Source organism: Paenibacillus lupini (assembly GCF_011761355.1).
GTDB lineage: Bacteria > Bacillota > Bacilli > Paenibacillales > Paenibacillaceae > Pristimantibacillus > Pristimantibacillus lupini.
Map to the genome: position 1 here is coordinate 188,532 of NZ_JAASRW010000003.1, position 24,851 is coordinate 213,382.

Genomic DNA, 24,851 nt, shown 5'->3' on the forward strand with positions numbered 1-24,851 from the left:
TTCTTTTTAGGAGAGTGCAGCATGAAGGACGGCGAAAAATCGGGCGCTTCAGCCATCAAGTCTGTCCGAACGCTTATAACAACTCGGCTTAGCCGGGGAGGAGGCGCCAGCTTCCTGATCAATTCGATTGGCATGGGACTGGCGATGCTGCTGCAGATCGCACTGGCACGACTTCTTGGTGTAGCAGATTACGGTATTTATGCCTTCGTAACGACAGTCGTTACGTTTATGGTGTTCCCGGCTAAGCTTGGCTTTGATACGGCAACGGTTAAGCTCGTCTCTGCCTACCGGGTAAAGGGAGACTGGCCGCTGATTAAAGGCCTCTTGCGCCGCAGCAATCAGATTGGCTTCACCCTCTCCATTCTTACTGCGATCATTGGCATTGCGGTTGTGGCTTGGATGGACTGGGGCAGTGGGAAACAAAGCGAAACCGCTGATCATGCGAAGACGATTGCTTATATCGCTGGTTTTGCTGCGATTCCACTTCTGACGCTTGCAACCTTACGTCAAAGTGCACTGCAAGCGATGAAGGACGCATTGTTCGCACAGCTGCCGGAGAAGATCATCCGGCCGGTGCTGACGATCGGCTTTGTTGCTGCACTTGGAGCTTCGGGCGTGAAGCTTGGCGCTGCTCTAGCACTGCTCTGCTATCTGCTGGCAACGGCCGTCACCTACGTCATTGGTGCGGTTGTGCTGAAGAAACGGATCGGTACTCAGACTGCGTCAGTTGTCCCTAGCTTTGAGACACGAGGCTGGCTGCGATTATCATCGTCGTTAATGGTTAATGCCGGCATGTATTTAATACTTGGACAATTAAACGTGTTAATGATGGGGTTTATGCGGGGAGAGACGGAGTCGGGCCTATTCTCCGCAGCGGTTAGATTGGCCGTATTGGTATCGTTCATGCTGACGGCGGTTAATATGACGGCTTCGCCGCTTGTATCGGAAATGTACGCAAAAGGCGACATGAACGGGCTGCAGCGGGTGTGCAGACGGACAGGCCGAATTGGTTTTGCATTCGCGGCTGTCGTTTTTGCCTACTTCGTCATCTTCGGACATTGGACGCTTGGATTGTTTGGCGCCGAGTTCACGAAGGCGTACCCGTCACTGCTCATTCTGGCCTTTGGTCAGCTGTTCAGTGCTTACTGCGGGCAGAACGGTACGGTAGCTACAATGACCGGACGCCAGAACTCATTGACTAAAATACTTATTGCCGCAGCGATTGTGAATGCAGCCCTTAATGCACTGCTTATTCCTCAGCTTGGCATGCTGGGCGGCGCACTTGCTGCTACTTTATCGCTTATCGTGTGGAACTCAGCGGCTGTGCTGCTCGTCAGTCGTAAGCCTGGTGTGCAGACGCTTGCCTGGGCGCCAAGATTATCACTTGTTAGAAAGAGGGGGAATTACTCGTGAAGAAGGTATTGCTGGCGGGGGTTCCGAAGTCGCCAAATTTAGGAGACGGCCTCATTGCCTATACGTTAAATCGCATTATCGCTATGCGCGGCAAACATCAGGTTATCCATTTTGATCTGCTGGATGGCCGATGTGATCAATCGATGCCGATCTACTCGGCTCGTGGTGGTCTGCATTATGCAATTGCTGGTGCTCCAGCAGCAAAGTCAGCGCAAGCTGCTTCGGCACCAGCCCTTAAGCTGAATAGTGCCGGCTCCAGCAAGAAGATGACGCCAGACGCCCTTCGCCGCTTGAAGGCTTATTGGCTGCATCGCAGCAAGAACGAGAAGCTGAACGGCGAACTGAGGAAAGCGGTTAGCGAGTCGGAAGCCGTATTTATCGGGGGCGGACATCTGCTGATCGATACGTACTGGACCTTCCCGCTGGCAGTCCGTCGTGTAGCGGAAGAGGCTAAGCGTCAAGGCAAGCCGCTTCATATTCTGCTTGTTGGTGCACGTGGACCTTGGAGTGCGCAAGCCAAACGCTGGCTGCTTGGGGTTTGCCGGTATGCCGCTTCTATTGCTGTGAGGGATGAGGACTCGCGGCGTTTTCTGCTTCAACTGGATCCAAAGCTGGAGAGCAAGACAGTTACTTTAGCTGACCCTGCTCTATTCACACCAGAAGCTTTTGGTTTGACCGAAGCTTCTGCTGGTGCTGAGAGACCAGGGAAGCGGAAGATTGGCCTCGGTATTATGGATCCACATGAGATGAATCGTCACTGTGAGCTCCGCTGGGAACGTGAAGACTGTGCCGATTGGTGGGCTGCTGCAGCGAAGGAAGCTCTTGCAGCCGGTCATGAGGTAAGCTTGTTCACCAACGGTGCTGCATCAGATAACGCTTTTGTTGAGCAATTTGTGAAGCCTCGTTTGAAAGGTGTGCCGGGTGTCGAGATGACGCCGTATCCAACAACCGTTGAGCAGCTTGTTGGCACGATAGCCGCCTGCCATACCGTTATTGCGCAGCGTCTTCATGCCTGCATCCCGTCGCTTGCGATGGGCAAGCCGACATACGGTCTTATCTGGGACAGGAAGCTTGAGAATATTTTTGCCGATCTCGGCATGTCCAGCCAGCTAATTGATTTCCGTAAAAGCAGGCAGCAGCTTGCTGCAGCAGTGGAAGGCAGGATGGCGGATTCGGCAGAAGCCATTAATGATAAAAAACTGCAGCTCTATGAACATATCGGGAGAATACTGCCATGAGCCATAACAAAATCAAAGTGCTGCACGTCGTTGGACGCATGCATCCAGGCGGCATCGAGACGCTGCTGATGAATGTGTATCGGAATATTGATCGGGACAAGTACGAATTCCATTTTGCCGTACAGTCGCCGGAGCCTTCTTTTTACGATGAGGAGATCCGGGAGCTTGGCGGGACAATCTTTGTTCAGCCGCCGCCGAAGGACGGTATTCGTTCCTTCCGCAAACAGCTGATGGAGAACATGAACAAGTACGGGCCTTATGCTGCGGTTCATAGTCATGTATTTGGTTTCAGCGGCTATGTGCTCAAGCTGGCAGACAAGCTGGGTGTACCCGTGAGGATCAGCCATAGTCATAACACAAGCGACAGCAAGTCGTCCTCGCCGCTGCGCAATATCTACCGGTCGTATATGCGAGGATTGATCCGCCGTCACTCTACGGACATGCTGGGCTGCTCACGCGCTGCTTGTGAATCGCTCTTTGGCTCAAGCTGCTGGAAGGACGGACGGGTTGATGTATTTCCGAACGCGATAACGCTTGCTCCTTATGAGTCGCTCGTTCAGGAGAACCGTCAGGAACTTCGCAATCGCTTTGGGGCAGCAGATGATGAATTGCTTATTGGTCATATCGGCCGGTTCAGCAAACAAAAGAATCATGCGCTGCTGCTTGATAGCTTTGCTTCCCTCGTAAAGAAGCGTCCAAAGTCGCGTCTCTTGCTTTGCGGTGATGGTCCGCTAAGACCCGAGATGGAACGTAAGGCGAAGGAGCTTGGAGTAGCGGACAAAGTCAGCTTCCTTGGCCTCCGTAAGGATGTGCCGGAGCTGCTAGGTGCGCTGGACGCATTCGTGCTTCCATCTCTTTATGAAGGACTTGGCATTGTGCTCATTGAAGCGCAGGCGGCAGGAGTACCATGCTTGATCTCGGAAGGTGTACCACGTGAAGCGGATCTGCGGATTGGTCTAATCGAGCGGCTTGCGGTGAATGATTCACCAGAGCGCTGGGCAGAAGCAATGGCTAGTCTAGCAGAACGCAAAGGCAATGGCGGCGGGGAATGGCAGGCAAGAGCGGCAGCATTAGGAGAGCGCGGCTACGATATTCGGGTAAGCGCGGCGAAGCTGGAGCGATTGTATGCAGGCTGATCGTTTTATCGATTCGCGGAAGGTCATGCTGCTCGGCTACTCCGTCCTTCTGATACTGACGGCGAAGTGGGCTTTTGCCGCGGATGAAAGACTGTCGCTGATTTTATACTGCGGACTGCTGCTTCCGTTCTTCGTGTTAATGCGCTGGCCAAATGCGCCGGTGCTGCTGATGGTAAGCTTTACCGCCACGCTGGCGGGGAAAGCGATCTATGCAGCAACGGTTAATCCGCTAGCCGGACCGGATGAGATTCACTATTACGAGCAGGTAACGACCTTCGAGAAGCTGTCGCAATTTATGCCGTATGCGATTGAACAGGTACAGAACGGCTGGATGAACATTTCCGCCTATCCGGTATTCGGCATGCTCTATATGCCATTCTTCAAATGGCTGGAGCTGGATGATCCGCTGGCGATTATTTTGTTTAATACCGTCATATTGATCCTGATCGTGAATAACGCCTATAAGCTGAACGAAAGCCGTTTCGCTTACACGCTTCCTGATCCGGACAATGCGAGACAGCCGTTTATTCTGATCTCGGTCATTGGTCTTATGCTTAGCCCATCGCTGATGTACATGTCCTCTTTGTTTGCAAAAGACATTACCTGCGTATGGCTGGGGTTGCTAGGGGCGATGCTGCTGCTTCGTAAAAGGTGGCTGCTGTTCATCATCGTTGTTCTGTACTCCACGGGGCTGCGGGATTACGCGGTTATATACACACTTTGTTTTTATTTCTTATATACGCAGCGAATACGTACTGCAATTGGCGTCATGCTTGCTGCGGCGGGGCTCTTGTTTATGCAGATTGGACCTCTTGGCATCATTAATGCCGGGATGCTGTCGGTCTTCCTGTTCATTAGTCCGAACCCGATTAATTTCAGCAACTGGGAGCCAGAGCTTTTGCTTCGGACGCTGGAAGCCGTATTTATGGGGATTGTCCTCATGATCTCGGTCTATCAGGCTATTGTGTACAAAGAAACACGGAAGTTTTACCTGATGGCGGCGGTGCTTATTTTCACTTATGCCTGTGCGCTGGTGCTGGTCGGATACGTGACGATTACGGGCCGTGAGCTCGACTACGGCGTAGGGACAATCGGGGATAACATGGTGCGTAAGAAGCTTCCTGTTCTGCCACTGATCTACACCATCAGCGGTTATGCACTTGTATGGTGCCGCAAAATCTTTATTCTGAAACATCGGAAAATTCAGTTATTAGAAGCTGAACAAAAAGGTGAGCTGCCGCAGCTTAATACGGCTGGGATGCCGCTTGGAGGAGCAAAGTCTCCTGCTTGGCATGGACGGCTTGCTGGAGGAAAGGGGGGCGATGGACATGCAGGAACAAGAACAACATAGGGCAGGTGAATGGACGAGAAAGCACTTGGAACGCAGCAGCGTGCATAAGACGAAGAAACGGGGCCGTGATCAGTTCGGTAAGTTTCGGGGGATTCTTCGCTTGACGGAAAAGGTACTAAAGCCGCTGCCGAGGCCGCTGCTTCAGTGGATGTGGGTACTAAGCGATTGGCTGCCGGATCTGCCAGGTGTGGCCATGCGCTACGTTTTGCTGAGACGACTCGCCAAACGCTGCGGCGATAACGTGTTGATCGGACGCTCCGTGGAGCTCCGTTATCCGGAACGGCTTGTAATTGGCTCGAATGTGAGTATCCATAAGCAATGTTACATCGATGCTTATGGCGGGCTCATCATCGAGGATGAAGTATCTATTGCGCATCAATCGTCGCTTGTCTCGTTCCAGCATACATGGAACGATCCATCGCTGCCGATCCGCGACAATCCCGTGCTGGGCTCGGCCATCCGTATTGGCCGAGATGTCTGGATCGGCTGCGGCGTCCGCATCCTCGCCGGCGTAGAGATCGGCGCACGAGCGGTCGTTGCCGCAGGCGCCGTTGTCACCAAGCCGGTCGCAGCAGGCATGCTGGCAGCCGGTGTGCCAGCCCGCCCCGTGAAGAGCATCGGGTCGGCAGCGGGTTCCGCGCCGCATGGCGGCGCGGAAGGCGGCTAAGGCCAGAGCGCCAGAATGTTGAGATAGTAGCGAGGGTCTGAGTTCGCGCAAGCGAAGAAGGTAGCTAGTGAGAGACTGGCTGGTGCATCAACGTCTGAGGTAACTAGTGAGAGATTGAATGGTGCGCCAACGTCAGAGGTAGTTAGTGAGAAACTGAGTGGTTCACCAACGTTAAAGGTAGCTAGTGAGAGTCTGGCTGGTGCGCCAACGTTAGAGGTAGCTAGTTAGAGACTCAATGATGTACCAACGATAGAGGTAGCTAGTGAAGCCAAAGTTCGCGCCAACGCCTAGGTGGTGCGCTAACACTTCAACTGTGGGCGGAGTTTAAGGTTCCTAAGGGACCTTAAACTCCAAATCGATTAGTAGTTTTGGGTAGTTAAGGTCCCTGAAGGACCTTAACGCATAGAGAAAAGCGCAAAAGTCGTAGAAAAGCAGCTGTTTGAGGAGATTTAAGGTCCCTTAGGGGCCTTAAGCTCCAGAATGAGAAGCTGTTTCGGATAGTTAAGGTCCTTGAGGGACCTTAACGGAGTACAAAAGCCAGCCCGAGGCGGCGAATCCGCCGCCGGGCTGGCAAATAAGACCCTGCGAGGGCGCTATTCGCCCCGCGCAAGTCAAGAACAGAGCGATAAGACCCCACCAGGGTCTTATCGCAGCCCCAAGGCCAGCCCGAGGCGGTAAATCCGCCGCCGGGCAGGCAAATAAGACCCTGCGAGGGCGTTATTCGCCCCGCGCAGGACAAGAACAGGGCTAATAAGACCCCACCAGGGTCTTATCGCGGCCCCAAGGCCAGCCCGAGGCGGCAATCCCGCCGCCGGGCAGGCAAATAAGACCCTGCGAGGGCGCTAATCGCCCCGCGCAGGTCACTAGAAGGAGGGAACAGCAATGAACGTGCTTTGGGCACATGACCATACGTTTTATTTTAACGAATCGGGGAAATTTTTCTCTGGCGGCAAGCTGCCTTATGCAGTGTGGGAACGGTATCTTGGCGTATTCGACCAGATTACGGTCGCCTGTCGGGGTAAAAAGGCATCAACAGATGCCGATATGGCGGGCAAAACGTTATCAAGCGGACCAAACGTTGACTTCCTTGTACTCCCGTCACTCAGCAATCCAGTCAATAAAATGACGAAGCGGGGCTACATCGAGCAATTGCTGAAGGAAGCAATCGGCAAGGTCGACGCCGTTATTGCACGTGTACCAAGTGAGATTGGTGCTGAGGCGATTAGAGTTGCACGTCTAATGGGCAAGCCTTACGCCGTTGAGGTTGTTGCTTGCGCTTGGGACGGCTTGTGGAATTATGGCAACCTGCAGGGCAAATTGTATGCACCGTTCTCGCTGAATCAGACACGGGCAATCGTTAAAGACGCACCTTACGCGCTCTATGTAACGGAGAAGTTCCTGCAGCAGCGTTACCCAAACAACGGTGGACAAACGGAATCCTGCTCGAACGTGGAAATTCCTGAGCCAGGTGATGAAGTGCTGACACGGAGACTGGAGCGTCTTCAGGCGATGAGTCCGGATGCACCACTTACGATTGGTCTGATCGGCTCGCTGAACGGCCGTACAAAAGGAATTGACATTGCTCTTCGCGCAATTGCCAAAGCGAAATCGCAGCTGCCGGCAACACGCTTCCGCGTCCTTGGCGACGGAGACCCGGCTCGCTGGCAAGCGATGGCGGACAAGCTTGGCATCGGCAGCCTTGTATCGTTCGAGGGTGTACTTCCAAGTGGTGGAGCTGTATTCGAATGGCTCGATGGCATCGACTTGTATGTACAGCCGAGCTATCAGGAAGGGCTGCCGCGGGCAACGATTGAAGCGATGAGCAGAGGATGCCCAGTACTTGGATCAACAGCCGGCGGTATTCCTGAGCTGATTCATGAGAGCTGCCTGCATCGTCCGGGCCAGGTCGGCATCCTTTCAGAGCAGATCAAGCGGGCAACATTTGACCGCAGATGGCTGATAGAACAAGCGGAACGGAACTTTGGCCGGTCACGGCAGTTCACGAAGCAGCTTCTGGATGCGAAGCGGCAGGCGTTTTGGCAGTCTTTTGGCGATGCGGTAAAGCAAGGTTCGATCAATGAAACCATTCCAGCGGAGCAAGTCCGCGTTGAACGTGTAGAGCGTGCTGAACAAAGCGACAGCAGAGAAAGGGTGGAGGCGTTATGACGATTTTGGTAACGGGAGCGGCTGGTTTTATCGGCTTCCATTTGAGCGCGAGATTGCTGAAGGAAGGTAAGCGTGTCGTCGGATTAGATAATTTCAACGACTACTATGATGTGCAGTTGAAACGGGATCGTTTTGCCCAACTGCTCGAATCGCCATCTTTTGTAGGTGCCGAGCAGGATCTGGCTGATTACGAAGGGCTGCTTAACCTCATCCGTGCAGAGGGAGTAACAACGATCGTTCACTTGGCTGCACAAGCGGGAGTACGGTACAGCATTACGAATCCTTTTGCTTATTTGGAGACGAACCTGCAAGGCTTTGGCCATGTGCTGGAAGCATCACGTCAAGCGAGCATCAAGCATCTGATCTACGCTTCCTCAAGCTCTGTCTACGGTGCAAATGTGAGCATGCCGTTCTCGGTGAACGACAATGTCGATCATCCTGTCAGCCTTTATGCAGCTACAAAAAAATCTAATGAGCTTATGGCTCATGCCTACAGCCATCTCTATAACCTGCCGACGACGGGCCTTCGGTTCTTCACTGTATACGGTCCATGGGGCCGCCCGGATATGGCGTACTTCAGCTTCACACAGAAGATTATGGCTGGCCAGCCGATTCAAGTGTTTAACGACGGCAAGATGCAGCGTGATTTTACGTACATCGATGACATTGTGGAAGGCATTTACCGTTTGCTGGACCACGCGCCGCAGCCGAATCCCGAATGGGACCGTGTGCAGCCAGATCCGGCAACCAGCTATGCGCCTTACAAGGTATACAACATTGGCAACAACCAGCCAGTTGAGCTGATGAAGTTCATCAATACGATTGAGGACAAGCTGGGGCATAAGGCGGTTATGGAGTTTAAGCCGATGCAGCCAGGTGATGTAATGGCGACTTATGCGGATATTGACGGTCTGATGGCAGACGTGGACTTCCGTCCGGAGACGACGATTGAGGAAGGAATCGGGCGTTTTGCTGATTGGTACAAGTCGTACTATGGCAGCGAAGCGACAAGCCTGGAAACGGCGGTAAAGGCGGCGGGAAGATGACGCAAAAGATAGCCCATATATGCACGTCCGGCATCAGCCACAAAATTATGGGCGACAAGCTTCGGCTGCTTCAGCAGCAGGAAGGGGTTGAGGTGACGTTCATCACTTCCCCTGAAGGGGTGGATGAAGGGCTGATGAAAGAAAAAGCCTATCCATTCGAGTGGAAGCTCCTTCCGATGGCGCGTACTATTCAGCCTGCTGCAGACCTGCGTTCGATTATCGCGATGTACAAGCTGTTCCGCCGTGAGCGGTACGACATTGTACATACCCATACAGCGAAAGCGGGGCTGATCGGACGTATTGCAGCGAAGCTTGCCGGTGTTCCGGTTGTTATTCATACGAGTCACGGATTGCCTTTCTATGAAGGGCAGCCGAAGAAAACGTATTTTGTATATAAAATGCTCGAGAAGTTTGGCGCGTTCTGCAGCCATGCACTCGCTTCGCAGAACGAGGAGGACGCGGGCGTGCTGCGGAAGCTGGCGCCTTGGCGGCCGGTGTTCGTAGAGGGTAACGGTGTTGACCTCGAACGGCTCGATAAGCTTTCGAATGCGGTTACGGCAGAGCAGGTCGCAGAATTAAAGATGAGAAACGGCATCGATCGGGAGGAAAAGATACTGTTTATGGCGGCTCGTTTTGAGCCGGTGAAGGATCATTTTCTTCTGCTGGATGCTCTGATTGAATTGAAGTGTGCGAATGCGCTGAACTGGGTGACCGTGCTGGCGGGACAAGGTCCGCTGGAGCCAGCCATGAAGCGGTATGTGGAGGAAAGCGGGCTGTCTGATGATGTGATCTTTGTTGGGCAGCAGTCTTCTATTATTCCGTGGGTTGTGATGGCCGATGCGGTTACACTGACCTCTGAAAAAGAAGGCATTCCTCGCTCCCTGATGGAAGCGATGGCGCTTGGCAAACCGATTGTTGCCACAGATGTGCTTGGCACAAGGGAGCTTGTGGCGCATGGCGAGACGGGGCTGCTTGTTCCTTATCGTGATCGGATGCAGCTTGGTGAAGCACTTGGGACGATAATGAACTCCCCGGAACTTCGCCTCAAAATGGGTGAAGCTGGACGCCGCCGAGTGGAAGCGGCATTCACTGAGACGCGGGTAGTTGAGCGGCTGATGCAGCTCTACCGCAGCACGGAGCGGCGGCAAGAGCGTGCGCGCAAGATGTCTTTTAAGCTGAACGCATTTGGCAAAAGGCTGTTTGACCTGGTAGCAAGTGTACCGGCAGCGCTATTGCTGTCGCCGGTTATTGCGGTTGTCGCCCTGCTCGTTAAGATAAAACTTGGCTCGCCTGTACTATTCAGGCAGCAGCGGCCTGGGCGGTATGGCAACCCGTTCTATGTAATGAAATTCCGCACGATGCGGGATGCTTACGATCGGTCGGGGCAACCGCTGCCGGATGAAGCAAGGCTGACGTCCTTCGGCAAGCTGCTTCGCAAGCTGAGCCTGGATGAGCTGCCGCAGCTGTTTAATGTGATTCGCGGCGATATGAGCTTGGTAGGGCCGCGCCCTTTGTTGATGGAATATCTTCCGCTTTATACGGAAGAGCAGGCACACCGCCACGATGTTCGGCCGGGTATTACCGGCTGGGCGCAGGTGAACGGACGTAACACCGTCTCTTGGGAGGACAAGTTCAAGCTTGATCTGACGTATGTCGAGCGGCAAAGTATATGGTTTGATTTTCGCATATTGGTACGCACTGTGGGGAAGGTGCTGAAGCGTGATGGAATCTCAAGCGCGGGTCAGGCCACCGTTCAAAAATTTACAGGATCAAGGGAAATGGGGAATGCATCATGATTAGCGGTCATACGGAGCAATACCGGGTAATGGAGGAGCCTGCGAGGCGTCCACTTATCGTTGTGGGCATGGGCGGACATGGGCGAGTGCTGATGGATATTGCCCGCGTCTCACAGACCTACCGGCTGGCGGCCGTACTGGATGACCGCTTCTCAGGAGTGGAGCTGCGAGGCGGACTGCCTTATGGTCCGATCTCAACGCTGAAGCATTTTCTAGCAGATGAGCCGGGCATGCATGTTGTGATCGGCATCGGTGATAACCGGACTCGGAGAGCTATCGTGGAAAAGCTCGCTTTGCCCGAGTCCTCTTACGCGGTACTTGTGCATCCTGCGGCTGTTGTCGCGGAGGATGCTCGCATCGGGCTTGGCGCCGTCGTAATGCCCGGCGCTGTTATAGGGCCTGGCGCCGCTGTTGGCGCTCACGCCATTATTAACTCCGGCGCTGTCGTTGAGCACGACGCGCTGGTTGGTCCGTTCGCGCATGTATCGCCGAACGCGACCATGGCTGGTGCCGCCGCCGCTGAGGAAGGCGCGCATATCGGCAGCGGCGCGGTGCTCATTCCGCGTATCCGTGTTGGCAGCTGGTCCGTGCTAGGCGCCGGCGGCGTCGCCGTCCGGGATATCCCCGGTGGCAAGACCGCCATGGGTGTCCCGGCACGAGTCGTAACGCCGCGCCGCAGCATCGAGCAGGCGCTGTAAGCGCCAAAAGAATCTAACAGCTGCCCACCGTGGGCCGAACAGTCGCTGCAAGCTCCAAAAGGTGCTAACAGCACGACAAACTGTGCTCCACATTGGTGAAAAGGCAGCTGTAAGCACCAAAGGAGTCTAACAACTGCCCGCAGCGAGCTCAAAAACCGCTGTAAGCGCCAAAAGGTGCTAACAGCACGACAAACTGTGCTCCGCAGCGGTGAAAAGGCAGTCGTAAGCTCCAAAGTAGTCTAACAGCTGCCCGCAGCGAGCTCAAAAACCGCTGTAAGCTCCAAAAGGTGCTAACAGCACGACAAACTGTGCTCCACATCGGTGAAAAGGCAGCTGTAAGCTCCAAAGTAGTCTAACAGCTGCCCGCCACAGGGGGAACAGTCGCTGCAAGCGCCAAAAATGTGCTAACAGCACCTAAACCAGCCGCGTGGTGAGAGAAGTGGGGAGTTGAGAGGTTGAAAACTACCTGTCAGCGACTCAACCAAGTGTGCGGCGCATGAATAGGAAACGTGTAAGGCCGAAACCAACCGGCCCTACAGCCCGCATCACCGTGTCACTCTGAAGCTGTAAGGCTGGAAACCGCCTTACAGCAACCAAACCGGGCTCACGATTAGCGCAAACGGAACTCGTAAGGCCGAAACCGGTCTTACAGCCCGCATCGCCGTGTCAATCTGAAGCTGTAAGGCTGGAAACCGCCTTACAGCAACCAAACCGGGCTCACGATTAGCGCAAACGGAACTTGTAAGACCGAAACCGGCATTACAACCGGCCCCGCCGCGATAATCAGAACCTGTAAGGCCGACATCCGCCTTACAGCATAAGCACTCTAACGCCGCTGCGCGCAGCGGCACATAAGCAACAACAATTCGAGGAGTGATCACGACGTGAACAGTCGAATCTATTTATCCCCGCCGCATTTGGGAACGCGGGAGCGCGAGTATGTGGAGGATGCCTTCCGCACGAACTGGATCGCGCCGCTTGGACCAAATGTCGACGAATTCGAGCGCGAGCTTGCCGAGCGGGTTGGGGCGAAAGGGGCAGTAGCGCTGTCCTCTGGCACCGCCGCAATTCATATGGCGCTTAAGCTGCTTGGCGTTGGACGCGGCGACCGCGTCTTCGTCTCCTCGCTTACTTTTATAGCAAGCGTTAACCCGGTACTGTACGAGGGAGGTATCCCCGTATTTATCGATTGTGATCCACAAACCTGGACAATGTCGCCGCAAGCATTGGAGCGGGCGTTCGAAGAAGCACATCGCAACAAGCAATTGCCTAGAGCTGTCATTGTCGTTCATCTGTATGGGCAGAACGCCGACATGGATGCGATTAACGAAATTTGCGTCAAATACCGTGTTCCGGTCATTGAAGACGCAGCGGAATCCCTTGGTACAACCTACAAGCAGAAATCCAGCGGAACCCACGGCAAGTTCGGGATCTACTCCTTTAATGGCAATAAAATCATCACGACATCAGGCGGCGGAATGCTCGTCTCTGATGATACAGCAGCGCTTGCCAAAGCACGCTTCTGGGCAACGCAATCTCGCGAACCGGCACCTCATTATGAGCATGCGGAGCTCGGCTATAACTATCGGTTGAGTAATGTACTTGCAGGCATTGGCCGCGGACAGCTGCAGGTGCTCGATGATCGGGTGAATGCACGTCGTGCCGTATTCGATCGTTACAAAGAAGCATTCGCTGAACTCGAAGGCGTAACGATGATGCCTGAAGCCGAATACGGCCGGGCAACACGCTGGCTGACTACAATGACGATTGATCCAATCATTGCAGGCTGCACACCAGCCGATCTTCTGGAACGGCTTACCGATGAAAATATCGAAGCGCGCCCGGTGTGGAAGCCGATGCACCGCCAGCCGCTTCTGCAATATTACCCTTATTATCCGCATGAGCAGGGCAGCAGCGTGTCGGACACGCTGTTCGAGCAAGGCATCTGCCTGCCGTCCGGCTCCAGTCTCACTTTGGAAGAGCAAGATCGCGTTATTATCTGTATCAAGCAAACTATTCAAGCTAATTCGAGGAGGATGTTGTCACATGAAAGTGCGTAAAGCGATAATTCCAGCTGCGGGTCTTGGTACCCGTTTCTTGCCTGCAACGAAAGCTCAACCGAAGGAAATGCTGCCGATCGTGGACAAGCCGACGATCCAATACATTATCGAAGAAGCGATTGCTTCTGGCATCGAAGACATTCTGATCATCAGCGGCCGCGGCAAGCGGGCGATTGAAGACCATTTTGACAAAACGTTCGAGCTCGAAGATATGCTGGCGAAGAAAGGCAAGACAAAAGAACTTGAGCAAATCCGTGGTATCTCCGAGATGGCGAACATTCACTACATCCGTCAAAAAGAACCAAAAGGTCTCGGCCACGCAATCTGGTGCGCACGCAGCTTTGTTGGCAACGAGCCGTTTGCCGTTCTGCTTGGCGATGATATTGTCCAGTCCGAGGAGCCTTGTCTCAGCCAGCTGATTCGTGTTCATGACCGTTATCAGTCCTCGGTTGTTGGCGTGCAGCGCGTAGCTGATGAGGATGTATCCAAATACGGCATCATCGCTCCTCGCGGATCGTCGATCGAGCCGTCTGTCTTTTTCCTTGATGGTCTGGTTGAGAAGCCTTCGAAGAAGGCCGCTCCTTCCAACTATGCGATCATGGGCCGTTACATCCTAACGCCGGAGATCTTCGATATTCTCGAGCATCAATCTCCAGGCGCAGGTGACGAAATTCAACTGACTGATGCGATCAAAAAGCTGAATGATCAGCGCAACGTGCTTGCTTATAACTTTGAAGGCGTTCGTTATGACGTAGGCGACAAGTTTGGCTTTATCAAGGCACAACTAGACTTCGCGCTGCAACGCGATGATCTGCAGAAGGATGTGCTGGGCTACCTGCAGCAGGTGTACGAGAAACATTTTATTACAAAGGCGGCGAACTAATATGCGGAAAATAACAGTTATCGGTACCGGATATGTGGGTCTCGTCTCGGGGACTTGTTTTGCAGAAGTGGGTAACCGGGTTATCTGCTGTGACGTTGATCAGCGTAAAATCGATCTGCTGAACGATGGTGTCATTCCGATCTATGAGCCGGGTCTCGAAGAGATGTCGCTTCGTAACAAGGCGGAAGGCCGCTTGCTGTTTACGACTGAAGTTGGTGAAGCCATTGAAGCTTCGGATATCGTCTACATTGCAGTTGGTACACCAATGTCGGAGACTGGCGAAGCGGACATGCGTTATGTCATGTCAGCGGCGAAGAAAATCGGCGAACATCTGAACGGTCACAAAATCATCGTGAACAAAAGCACCGTGCCCGTCGGTACTGGTGAGCTGGTACGCGAGGTTGTCCAGGCGAATAAGAAATACCCTTGGACAAGCTTTGATGTGGTGTCCAATCCGGAGTTTCTCCGTGAAGGGACAGCGCTATCGGACTGCATGAACATGGACCGTGCCATCATCGGCTCGGATAATGCAGAGGCGGCGGAGCAAATCGCACAGCTTCATGCACCATTTAACACGCGGATTTTCAAGACCGATCTGGAAAGCGCGGAAATGATCAAGTACGCGGCGAACACGTTCCTCGCAACGAAGATTTCTTTCATTAACGCCATTGCGAATATTTGTGAAAAAGTTGGCGCCGACGTCGAAGACGTAGCCAAAGGGATGGGTATGGACAGCCGGATCGGCGAGAAATTCCTGCAGGCGGGTATCGGTTACGGCGGCTCCTGCTTCCCGAAAGATACGTATGCGTTGGCGCATATTGCGGATAAGTCGGGTTATGATTTTGAGCTGCTCAAGTCTGTTATTAAGACGAACCAGCGCCAGCGTTTTGTCGTGATGGACAAGCTTCGTGAGACACTTGGCGGACTAGCTGGCAAACAGATCGCGGTGCTGGGGCTGGCGTTTAAGCCTAACACAGACGACATGCGCGAAGCGCCGTCTCTAACGATTATTCCGGAGCTTCTGAAACAGGGGGCGATCGTTCGGACATTTGATCCCATTGCGACAGAAGTTGCACGCAAGCTGCTGCCTGCAGATGTGGCGTATATGGAATCAGCTGAACTAGCTGCGGCAGGCTGTGATGCTTGTGTGATTTTGACAGAGTGGAATGAAGTTCTGTCTATGGATCTTGCGAAGGTCCGCGAGCGGATGAAGCAGCCAATCGTTATCGATGGGCGTAACAGCTTTGATCCGAAGGTAATGGAGCAGCACGGATTTGTGTACTACTCGGTAGGTCGCCGTCCGGTGAACCGCCTTGAAGCAGAGCGCAAATCTGTGAATTTATAACATAGCCCAAAGTAAGTTAAAGGGCGCTATCTGCTGATCCTGATCTCGAAAGGGGGTGAGCGCTTGAATGACAGTCCGCTTCGGCCGGGCGGATGGAATCCAGGTTTACCTTATAAACGAAAATGCAGGAAATGCAGGAGGCTATGCTTCCAAAGTAAGAAGGACCACGAATGTCAGATTACGTCCATTTAGGTGGAAATTCTTTTCAAGGAGGAAAAACATGAAGAAGAAATTCAGAGCGCTAACTACGCTGGCTGTTACGGCTTTGCTCGTGCCGACGCTCATCGTTAATGCGTCTTCCGCAGCAGCGGCATCGAAAGTGCCAACTGAGACGGCGAAAGTTTCGTCATTTTTCTCGCAGTCGTCTTTCGAACCGTTTGCTAATACGCTCATTCAGAAGGTGCTTCAGAACCTTGCACAAGAGGTGCAAAAGGCAATAAGCAACATTCAGAATGGCAACAGCGGTAACAGCGGCAACCATGGTAACAACGGCAACAATGGCAACAGCGGCAACCATGGTAACAACGGCAACAATGGCAACAGCGGCAACAATGGCAACAGCGGCAACAATGGCAACCATGGTAACGGTGGCAACAACGGTAACGGCGGTAACAACGGCAATGGCGGTAACAACGGCAATGGCGGTAACAACGGCAACGGTGGCAACAAAGAGAAGAAAATCCAAAAAGTCTACAATGATACTTCAGCACAGCTGTTCCAGCTGCGCAACCAGTGTCAAGCAGGCTTGACGGACATCGCTGTAGAGTTCACGACTTTGACGTCTACGCATGAGAAGACCGAATTGTATAAGACAGGTACAGCGGCGTTCAACAGCTGCACAGGTCAATACAAAACGATCATGAACAATGCTAGTGCGCAAATCACTGCTCTTAAAGGTGACCCTTCTATCCTTGAACCGATGCAAAAACGGTACTCGGAAGAAATCATCTCCGGACGTGCACAGCTTAATGCAATCGTAGGTAAATAACATTTACCGTACTTAAAAGAACCGCGTAATGGGGCGACCTATTGCGCGGTTTTTTCTATGCTCTTTTTCGATTAACAGGAAGAGGGCTATAATAGGTACGGAAATGGAGGTTATCGTAATGATCATCAGAGAACTGCAGGCGAAGGATAACGCCGCGATTGAACAAATCATCAGAGAATGCTTGATTGAATTTGGAGGCAACCGGGAAGGGCTGGCGTGGGCAGACGAGAGTCTAAGTCACCTATCCGATTACTATAATCAAGAGGGCCGTGCTTACTGGGTTATTGAGCAGGAGGGGAAGGTCGTTGGCGGCTGCGGGATTGCGGAATTTAACGGGTCTAATGAAGTATGTGAGCTGCAGAAAATGTACCTCTCCCGCGATACCCGCGGAACAGGAATTGCTGCAAAGCTTTTGGACACGGCATTAACATTTGCGAGGCTGCATTATAAACAGTGCTATCTAGAAACACTGCAAAATATGCATGCTGCTAACCGCTTCTACGCCAAACACGGCTTCGAAGCACTTGCTGCTCCACTCGCCGGCTCAGAGCATTTTGCCTGTGATGCCTGGTATATTATTAATCTGATTAAATAGCTTTCCAAAAGGCTGCCGAGGGATTGGCGGCTTTTTTTGCATGGGTATATTTCAAAACAATCTAAATATATTGTAATACGATAAATTTTGTGGTAAGTTCAATTTGAAAATAATGAAGTGAGGTGCATGTTGTGAAACGAGGGACAACACTCTTTTTAAAGGTCGCTGTTATTCTCATTGGAATCCCCATTCTGGCTTTGTGCATATTTGCGGTACCGGAGATTGCCAATTATACAGCCGAATTATACCCAGATGATACTTATCTCAAATATCTTGTGTTTATCGATTTGTATGCCGCGGCGATACCTTTTTATATTGCTTTGTACCAAGCATTTAAACTGCTCGGCTATATTGATAAGGATCAAGCTTTCTCTGAATTATCTGTGCAAGTCTTAAAGAATATAAAATACTGTGCGATAATAATCAGTGGCATATATGTGCTAGGCTTGCCGCTCTTCTATCTTTTTGCTGAGAGAGACGATGCCCCAGGTGTCATATTAGTAGGAATGGTCATAATTTTTGCCTCCATGGTGATCGCCGTGTTTGCTGCCGTTCTCCAGAAGCTCTTGAAAGAGGCTATTGATATAAAATCAGAAAACGACTTAACGATCTGAGGTGATTAACTTGGCCATAATAATTAATATTGATGTCATGCTGGCTAAAAGGAAAATCAGTGTTACAGAGCTTTCGGACAGGGTCGGAATCACGATGGCTAATCTCTCCATTCTAAAAAATGCAAAGGCCAAAGCGATCCGATTGTCCACTTTAGAAGCGATTTGCAAGGCTTTAGATTGTCAGCCTGGCGATATTTTGGAATACAGAAGTGAGGAAGATTCACAAGGGTAATACTGGTAAAACTATAGAAATTACGATAAAGGCTGCCGACATGATCGGCGGCTTTTTTTTGACTTCATATTTCGTCCCTGACATACAGTTGTCAGGGTGACCATTGTAAGATGAATGTATAAGTTAACTACAGAAACCGGAGGTAATACAAATGACGGATATGAACACGCATTGCCTGAGATTTTACGACTTTCACGTATGGGGGAATAAACGAATCTTTAATCACTTAAAGGAGCTTCCGCGTCACCTATACAAACAGGAAATTCAAAGTGTGTTTCCATCAGTGGCAAAGGTTATGGTGCATATATACAAGGTTGATTGTGGTTGGCTTGATATCTTAATGGGTAAAAGTATGAGGGAGGCTATGGAAGCATCGGTTGCAATCGAGGCGGATGCAGAAGCAAAAAGCCTTGAAGAACTGGAGGCTATGTATGATGAATTGTCCGTTAAATTCAGAGCCTATATTAGCCAGCATGAAGATCTTGAGAAAGAGGTTGTCCTGGATAATCCTTACGCTGGAATATTGAACACCAGATATTCAGAATTTGTTATACAGGTTGTTAATCATGGTACGTACCACCGTGGCAATATATCGGCTATGCTTCACCAAATGGGACACTCCTCTGTGATGACGGAATACGGGCTTTTTATGTACCATGCTGAATAGCTAACTTACAAATATTTCAAGCAAACCATGTTATAATGAGTTCTATGTTTCATTACTCTACATAAAGGGAGATGTTATTTTATGTTTAAGCATATTGAGGATTTTGTGGCAACTTGGCAGCATGAAACGGCAGCAACATTGCGGACGCTGGAGATGCTCACAGACGAGTCTCTGAGCCAACAGATCACAAGCGAGAATCGTACGCTTGGACGTCTTGCATGGCACCTAGTACAGACGGTGCACGAAATGCCAACGCGCACGGGATTGTCTTTCGAAGGACCAAGGGAAGATGAGCCGGTGCCAACTTCTGCAGCAGACATTGCGGCAGCCTATAAGCGGACCTCGCAAGGACTCCTTGATGCTGTACAGTCCAGTTGGAAGGATGAGAATCTGCAACACTTAAGCGAGATGTACGGCGAACAATGGCCAAACGGTTTAACGCTGGATATCCTCGTCAAGCATGAGATTCATCATCGTGGTCAAATGACAGTCCTGATGCGTCAGGCCGGCCTTCGTACCCCGGACCTTTACGGTCCAACGAAAGAGCAGTGGGCAGAGTTTGGTATGCCGGCTCCGGTTATTTAGAGTAAAGAATGAGATCCCGCTTTGGCCGTTTGGCTGAAGCGGGATTTTTTTGTTGCAACGCAACGATTTCCATTTTATCCCGTCTATATATTCGTCATGAATTTGATGGCTAGATTAGCAAATCGGAGGAAAGCGATGAACAAAATCTATATGATAGTGGTCGTATTGGTTATCTTCTTATCGGGATGTACAAGTCAACAGAACTCAAATCCAGCCGTAGATGATCAGAGAGCTGAATCACATGAGTTTAGAAAAGTAACTGCAGCTCAATTAGGTCAAATAACAAAGGATATGACATACAAAGAGGTTATAAATACGTTAGGTCAAAGCAAGGATATTGGTTCTGGAAGATACATCATTAAATACGAGCTCGAAAATGGTGATTTTCTCGACTTTAACTTTGGCAGCTATGAGGAAGTATTAAACGATCAGAGCTATGCAGCGATTCAGAAGCTGTTGAACTAACCTTAGGAGCAGGCGGGATCCGTCTGCTTTTTTTGTTTTCAGAAAAACTGTTTGGTTGTCTGCAGAGTCTAATGATATAGATGCAATATGGCAGGGGAGGAAGCGTGTGGGAAACGAATTACTGGTGGCCGCGGCGAAAAGAGGCGACGATGCTGCCTTCTATAGTCTCATTACGCAGCACAAAGAAAAAATGTACCGGATGGCGTATTCGTATTTGAAAAACGAGACCGATGCTCTCGAAGCCGTGCAGGAAGTGACCTGCCGGGCTTATATGCAGATTCACAAGCTGAAGGAGCCGGAGTATTTCGGGAGCTGGCTGATCCGTATTCTGATGAATTATTGCTCAGACGAAGTTAAGCGGAAGGCTCGAAGAAATGATGGCCAGCAAGCGGTGGCTGCAGCTCTGGATTCACAGGCAAGTGGTGAAGCGGCCTTATTAGAGAGGGTCATGCTCGAATCAGCGGTCGAGCAGCTGGATCCGAATTTTCGAACCGTCATACAGCTTAAGTATTATCATGATCTGACTATAACTGAGATTGCGAGAACTTTGGAGAAGCCGGAAGGAACAATTAAAACTTGGCTGCATAAAGCACTTGGCGGGCTCAGGCAGCGACTAGCAAAGGAGGGTGAACCAAATGAGTGAGTTTCCGGATCAGCAGGGGCAGGAATTGCAGCGGCTTGAGGCGATGAAGGGATATACGGAGGACATTCCAATCCCAAGCGTAATTGATGAAAAAATATGGAACGGCATAAAGGCCGGCAGGCAGCGTAAAAGGCGCAGAGTGATGACCAGAATGGTTTCTTACACGGCATGTTTATTAATTCTTATTTCGGTAGCTTCCGTCCGGTTCTCTCCTGAAGTCGCAGCCTATGTAGGTGAGAAAATACCTGGTCTCCGGTCGCTCGTTGAGCTGATTCATTATGATAAGGGGCTTGAGCTTGCACTGGATAACGACTATATGCAGCCTGTTGGTTTGTTCGAAGAACATGATGGAATGAAGGTGACCATAGACGGTCTAATTGCCGACGACTCGAGAATTATTGTGTTCTATACGTTAAAGAACGTGGACGGACAGAGGAGCATTGTTAATCTTCATGAAGCGAGTTTAACGAATAGTAAGAATATGTCGAGTTCATACGGTTTCTCAGCAAACAACGAGGATTGGGAGAATATACAAGGAACAATAGATTTTTATCCTAATGAAGAGGGAAATATCCCGGATACCTTGAACCTGAAACTTGAGTTTAATTTGGAGACGGAAACAGCTAGTAAGAACACAAAGTGGAAATTTGCTATTCCTGTAGATAAAGCCAGATTCGAAGGGTTAAAGGAGATCTATGACATCAATCAGACCGTTACGGTTGAGGGTCAGGAGATTACCTTTGGGAAAATGACTGTTTATCCAACAAGAATCGGAATTGAAGTAGCATACGATCCAGCCAATACGAAGAAACTCTTTTACTTTGACGATCTCCGGCTGGAAGATGAGGAGGGAGAAGAATTCGGCACCATTACAAATGGTGTATCTGGTTCTACGATTAGTGAGAATAGCCAGGTGCTTTACTTCCAAAGCAATTACTTCCGTCAGCCTAAACATCTCTATCTACGGGCAAGCAGCATTCGGGCGCTGGATAAAGATAAGCTGGAGGTGAAAGTGGATCTGGAGCATAAGAAGCTGATTTCCCGACCGGATGGCCTGCTCATTTTGAAAGATATCAGAGCTGGCGATAAGGAAGATCAAGATAAGCTCGTCTTCGAATTGAAGAATGAGGACCCTCTCGATCAGGACCGAATGTACAGCTTATTTAATATGAAGTATAAGGATGATTCTAGCCAATCTTTCGATATGCTCTGGACGGGATCGACCGGAGATGAATATCAATTCTATATTGAGAAGAACAATTACCAAAGCCCGCTGACATTCACCATTGAAGATTATCCGGCCCGGATTCATGGGGACATTAATCTGCGCATAAAATAAAATAGCATAAATACCAAACAAACCGCGTAATTAGTGAAGCAAGACTTTAATCCTGACCCGTATAGTTGTGGTCAGGATTAGAGCAAGACTTCATCCATTACGCGGTTTTGTTTCTATATAAAGATGCCATACTGAAGGAATAGTGAGTTTCAAGCAATTCATTAAGCTAATGCTTACGAAGTAGGAATTGAAACCAGAAGCATGTTTCAATTCTTTAAGATAATGCTTAAGAAGTAATGATGCTTACGAAGTAAGAATCGCAACAAAAAGCGTGTTGCAATTCTTTTAAGGAGTGATAAATGATGAAACTCTATGATTGCGCCATTATTGGCGGTGGACCGGCTGGCCTTAATGCGGCGCTTGTGCTTGGCAGGGCGAGGCGGTCCGTCATCCTGTTTGACGATAATAAGCCGAGGAATGCGGTCACGCATGAATCACATGGTTTTATAACAAGAGATGGCGTTAAGCCGGAAGAGTTCCGTCGTCTTGCGCATGCAGATATAAGCAAGTATCCCTCTGTCCAGCTCGCTCGGACAAAGGTTGTTGATATGGTGAAGCGGGGCCATTCTTTGTTCCTGGTGCAGACGAGCGCAGGTGAGGTGTTTCAGGCGCGGACGATTATTCTGGCCATTGGACTGAAGGAAAAGCTTCCTAACATAACGGGAGTAACCGATTATTACGGTACTTCTTTGTTCAGCTGCCCTTATTGCGATGGCTGGGAGCTGAGAGATCAGCCTCTTGCTGTCATTTCGGAGAATGAATCACATCGTTATTCGATGGCTTCGATGGTGTACAACTGGAGTAAGGATCTGATTATATGTACAAATGGAGTTGGCTCTTTCGATCACCAGCAGCGGGCGAAGCTGCATAGCCGAGGTATTCGACTCTACGAGCAGCGGATAGCTGGCTTCAAAGGGAAGAGCGGCCGTCTGCAAAAAATCGTATTTGTGGACGGAACAGAAGTGGCGCGTACGGGAGGTTTTGTAACGTCGAATTGGCATCTCGCCATTCGATTTGCAGAGAAATTAGGTTGCCGGGTGAATGAAAGCGGAGGGCTTGCGATTGATGACTACGGTAAAACAACGGTTGAGCATGTGTATACAGCCGGAGATGCGGCGACGATTTCTCCCGCCCAGCTTATTGTTGCCGCGGCTGGCGGCAGTAAAGCAGCGATGAGCGTGAATACAGCACTGACCCATTTGGACTTTTAGTTCATGCGTAGGATAAATGTCAGAATATTTTACATATTGTGAAAATTATATTGCTTACCGTCTTCCTAACCTGCTAAACTCTTGATAAATTGCTAGCTGATTGATAGATTGCTTGAGCAGCTCAATTTGTGCTAGACCAATGTTGAGAAGGGTGGAATGGACGATGGGGAAGCGATTATCCGTACTTCTGGCAGCAGGTATTCTCATCATGACGATGGCAGCATGTGGAGCAAAGAGTGACAACAGCAGTGGCAGCAGCAGCGAGAGCAACAAGAACGAGAAGGTGTATAAGTTCGCAACAGATGCGGCTTACGCACCAATGGAATTTATGGATAAGGACAAGATTACAGGGTTTGACGTGGAATTTCTGAAAGCGGTCATGGAGGAAGCAGGACTGGAATATGAGCTGAAGAACACGGGCTGGGACGCGATGCTTACGGAAGTGGAATCCGGTAAAACGTATGATGCCGGCATCTCCAGCGTATCGATCACGCCTGAGAGGGAAGAGACCTATGACTTCTCCATTCCTTACTTTGAATCTACAAATATGATTATGGTGAAGGAAGACAGTACAATCGCAAGTGCGGCTGATTTGAAAGATAAGAAGGTAGCGGTGCAAGGGGCAACCACGGCAGAGACACTGATGGCTGGTATTATGGGGAATGACAACAGCAACCTGAAGCGTTTCGACAGCAATGCGGTTGCGATGCTGGAGCTCGATTCCGGCGGGGTGGATGCGGTAGTAGCTGATATCGCGATTGTCCGTGAATATATGAAGAACAATCCGGAACGCAAGCTGAAGGGGATTCTGGATACGGCGAGCTTTGGTTCCGAGTTTTACGGGATTCTGCTGCCCGCTGGCAGTGAGCTCAAGGCGAAGCTGGATCCGGCAGTCACGAAGCTGCTTGAGGACGGTACTTATACGAAGATTTATAAAGAATGGTTCGGTGAAGAGCCGAACATCGACAATGTGCTAAACGCGAAGTAAGGCGGCAAAAGGCGTGCGTTATGAAACAAGTTGCGCATGCCTTTTCTCATACTAGGAGGACGAGCGCATGCATTTTCGATTCGAAATTATCTTCGATTATATTCCTCTTCTGCTCAAAGGCGCTGCGCTGACGATCGGGATCTCCGCGCTTGCCATTGTGCTGGGCTCTATTCTTGGGCTTGTTGTCAGCTTTGGCAAAATGTCCACCAGATGGTATTTCAGCTGGCCGATAAGCGGCTATATTCATTTTTTTCGAGGGACGCCATTATATGTGCAAATCTTGATCGTGCATTTTGGGCTTGTACCCGCCTGTATCGGACATACCGATGCCATCGTTGCGGCTGTGACTGCACTTGCGCTGAACTCGGCGGCGTATACGGCAGAGATTTATCGGGCGGGTATCCAGTCCATTGACAAAGGGCAGACGGAAGCCGCGCAATCGCTTGGCATGACGAGTGGTCAGACGATGCGGTTTATCATACTCCCTCAGGCAGTGAAACGGATGATTCCGGCTTTTGGCAATGAATTTATCGTTCTGATCAAGGATTCCTCGCTAGTAGCGCTTATTGCGGCGCCGGAATTGATGTACTGGAGCAATGTGATGCGCGGTCAATATTTGCGTGTATGGGAGCCGTATTTGACGGCTGCCTTCATCTATCTGATTCTGACCTATTCGCTTAGCAAGCTGTTGGGCTGGATGGAGAAGAGAGGGGTGACGGGATGAG

Annotated in this window: 24 protein-coding genes and 1 pseudogene; all 25 read left to right on the forward strand. The window is 50.7% G+C overall.

The features are described 5' to 3' along the window. The first annotated feature begins 21 nt into the window (after positions 1-21). The 25 genes and pseudogenes from FHS17_RS10465 (at position 22) to FHS17_RS10580 (ending at position 24,850) form a co-directional block, all read left to right on the forward strand. The gene (locus FHS17_RS10465) at positions 22-1,413 is read left to right on the forward strand and encodes a flippase (RefSeq protein WP_167278363.1); all 1,392 of its coding nucleotides are present in this window, start codon (positions 22-24) and stop codon (positions 1,411-1,413) included. Then, on the forward strand, positions 1,410-2,651 hold the full coding sequence (locus tag FHS17_RS10470; RefSeq protein WP_167278364.1) for a polysaccharide pyruvyl transferase family protein: 1,242 nt from the start codon (positions 1,410-1,412) through the stop codon (positions 2,649-2,651). Before FHS17_RS10465 ends, FHS17_RS10470 begins: the two co-directional genes overlap by 4 nt. Next, entirely contained in the window at positions 2,648-3,787 is a 1,140-nt protein-coding gene (locus tag FHS17_RS10475) for a glycosyltransferase family 1 protein (RefSeq protein WP_167278365.1), read from the forward strand. Before FHS17_RS10470 ends, FHS17_RS10475 begins: the two co-directional genes overlap by 4 nt. Next, complete coding sequence (locus FHS17_RS10480; protein WP_167278366.1) at positions 3,777-5,138, forward strand: hypothetical protein; 1,362 nt, start codon at positions 3,777-3,779, stop codon at positions 5,136-5,138. The genes FHS17_RS10475 and FHS17_RS10480 overlap by 11 nt, the downstream gene beginning before the upstream one ends. Next, positions 5,116-5,805, forward strand: coding sequence for an acyltransferase (locus tag FHS17_RS10485; protein WP_167278367.1), 690 nt, complete (start codon positions 5,116-5,118; stop codon positions 5,803-5,805). The genes FHS17_RS10480 and FHS17_RS10485 overlap by 23 nt, the downstream gene beginning before the upstream one ends. Positions 5,806-6,687: 882 nt before the next feature. Next, positions 6,688-7,971 carry a glycosyltransferase gene (locus FHS17_RS10490; protein WP_243865295.1) on the forward strand — a complete coding sequence of 428 codons (1,284 nt, stop codon included), beginning with the start codon at positions 6,688-6,690 and terminating at the stop codon, positions 7,969-7,971. Continuing rightward, on the forward strand, positions 7,968-9,017 hold the full coding sequence (locus FHS17_RS10495) for an NAD-dependent epimerase (protein ID WP_167278368.1): 1,050 nt from the start codon (positions 7,968-7,970) through the stop codon (positions 9,015-9,017). Before FHS17_RS10490 ends, FHS17_RS10495 begins: the two co-directional genes overlap by 4 nt. A 47-nt stretch (positions 9,018-9,064) precedes the next feature. After that, positions 9,065-10,123: pseudogene (locus FHS17_RS30525) on the forward strand (glycosyltransferase family 4 protein); the annotation flags it as partial. 57 nt (positions 10,124-10,180) lie between these two features. After that, complete coding sequence (locus tag FHS17_RS30530) at positions 10,181-10,813, forward strand: sugar transferase (RefSeq protein ID WP_243865328.1); 633 nt, start codon at positions 10,181-10,183, stop codon at positions 10,811-10,813. Beyond that, the gene (locus FHS17_RS10505) at positions 10,810-11,511 is read left to right on the forward strand and encodes an acetyltransferase (RefSeq protein WP_243865296.1); all 702 of its coding nucleotides are present in this window, start codon (positions 10,810-10,812) and stop codon (positions 11,509-11,511) included. Before FHS17_RS30530 ends, FHS17_RS10505 begins: the two co-directional genes overlap by 4 nt. Positions 11,512-12,395: 884 nt before the next feature. After that, the gene (locus tag FHS17_RS10510) at positions 12,396-13,571 is read left to right on the forward strand and encodes an aminotransferase class I/II-fold pyridoxal phosphate-dependent enzyme (protein ID WP_167278369.1); all 1,176 of its coding nucleotides are present in this window, start codon (positions 12,396-12,398) and stop codon (positions 13,569-13,571) included. Further along, positions 13,558-14,454, forward strand: a complete 897-nt coding sequence (gene galU / locus FHS17_RS10515; RefSeq protein ID WP_167278370.1) for a UTP--glucose-1-phosphate uridylyltransferase GalU — start codon at positions 13,558-13,560, stop codon at positions 14,452-14,454. The genes FHS17_RS10510 and galU overlap by 14 nt, the downstream gene beginning before the upstream one ends. Position 14,455: 1 nt before the next feature. After that, entirely contained in the window at positions 14,456-15,799 is a 1,344-nt protein-coding gene (gene tuaD / locus FHS17_RS10520) for a UDP-glucose 6-dehydrogenase TuaD (RefSeq protein WP_167278371.1), read from the forward strand. Positions 15,800-16,019: 220 nt separating this feature from the next. Then, entirely contained in the window at positions 16,020-16,787 is a 768-nt protein-coding gene (locus tag FHS17_RS30295) for a hypothetical protein (protein WP_208420322.1), read from the forward strand. 118 nt (positions 16,788-16,905) lie between these two features. Further along, a complete protein-coding gene (locus tag FHS17_RS10530) occupies positions 16,906-17,382 on the forward strand; it encodes a GNAT family N-acetyltransferase (RefSeq protein ID WP_167278372.1) in 477 nt (158 codons plus the stop codon). Between the two features lie 131 nt (positions 17,383-17,513). Continuing rightward, a complete protein-coding gene (locus tag FHS17_RS10535) occupies positions 17,514-17,996 on the forward strand; it encodes a DUF2975 domain-containing protein (RefSeq protein ID WP_167278373.1) in 483 nt (160 codons plus the stop codon). Positions 17,997-18,006: 10 nt separating this feature from the next. Further along, the gene (locus FHS17_RS10540) at positions 18,007-18,228 is read left to right on the forward strand and encodes a helix-turn-helix domain-containing protein (RefSeq protein WP_167278374.1); all 222 of its coding nucleotides are present in this window, start codon (positions 18,007-18,009) and stop codon (positions 18,226-18,228) included. Between the two features lie 151 nt (positions 18,229-18,379). Continuing rightward, positions 18,380-18,895: a DinB family protein gene (locus FHS17_RS10545; RefSeq protein WP_415639895.1), complete on the forward strand. Its 516-nt coding sequence runs from the start codon at positions 18,380-18,382 to the stop codon at positions 18,893-18,895. A gap of 81 nt (positions 18,896-18,976) precedes the next feature. Further along, a complete protein-coding gene (locus FHS17_RS10550; protein WP_167278375.1) occupies positions 18,977-19,480 on the forward strand; it encodes a DinB family protein in 504 nt (167 codons plus the stop codon). Between the two features lie 135 nt (positions 19,481-19,615). Then, a complete protein-coding gene (locus FHS17_RS10555; protein WP_167278376.1) occupies positions 19,616-19,945 on the forward strand; it encodes a hypothetical protein in 330 nt (109 codons plus the stop codon). A 106-nt stretch (positions 19,946-20,051) separates the two neighbouring features. After that, entirely contained in the window at positions 20,052-20,588 is a 537-nt protein-coding gene (locus FHS17_RS10560) for a sigma-70 family RNA polymerase sigma factor (protein ID WP_167278377.1), read from the forward strand. Then, a complete protein-coding gene (locus FHS17_RS10565) occupies positions 20,581-21,927 on the forward strand; it encodes a DUF4179 domain-containing protein (protein ID WP_167278378.1) in 1,347 nt (448 codons plus the stop codon). Before FHS17_RS10560 ends, FHS17_RS10565 begins: the two co-directional genes overlap by 8 nt. A gap of 302 nt (positions 21,928-22,229) precedes the next feature. Then, positions 22,230-23,138 (forward strand): NAD(P)/FAD-dependent oxidoreductase, encoded by a 909-nt coding sequence (locus FHS17_RS10570; protein WP_167278903.1) that lies wholly within the window; start codon positions 22,230-22,232, stop codon positions 23,136-23,138. Between the two features lie 163 nt (positions 23,139-23,301). Beyond that, positions 23,302-24,126 (forward strand): basic amino acid ABC transporter substrate-binding protein, encoded by an 825-nt coding sequence (locus FHS17_RS10575; RefSeq protein ID WP_167278379.1) that lies wholly within the window; start codon positions 23,302-23,304, stop codon positions 24,124-24,126. Between the two features lie 67 nt (positions 24,127-24,193). After that, on the forward strand, positions 24,194-24,850 hold the full coding sequence (locus tag FHS17_RS10580) for an amino acid ABC transporter permease (protein ID WP_167278380.1): 657 nt from the start codon (positions 24,194-24,196) through the stop codon (positions 24,848-24,850). Position 24,851: the final 1 nt, after the last annotated feature.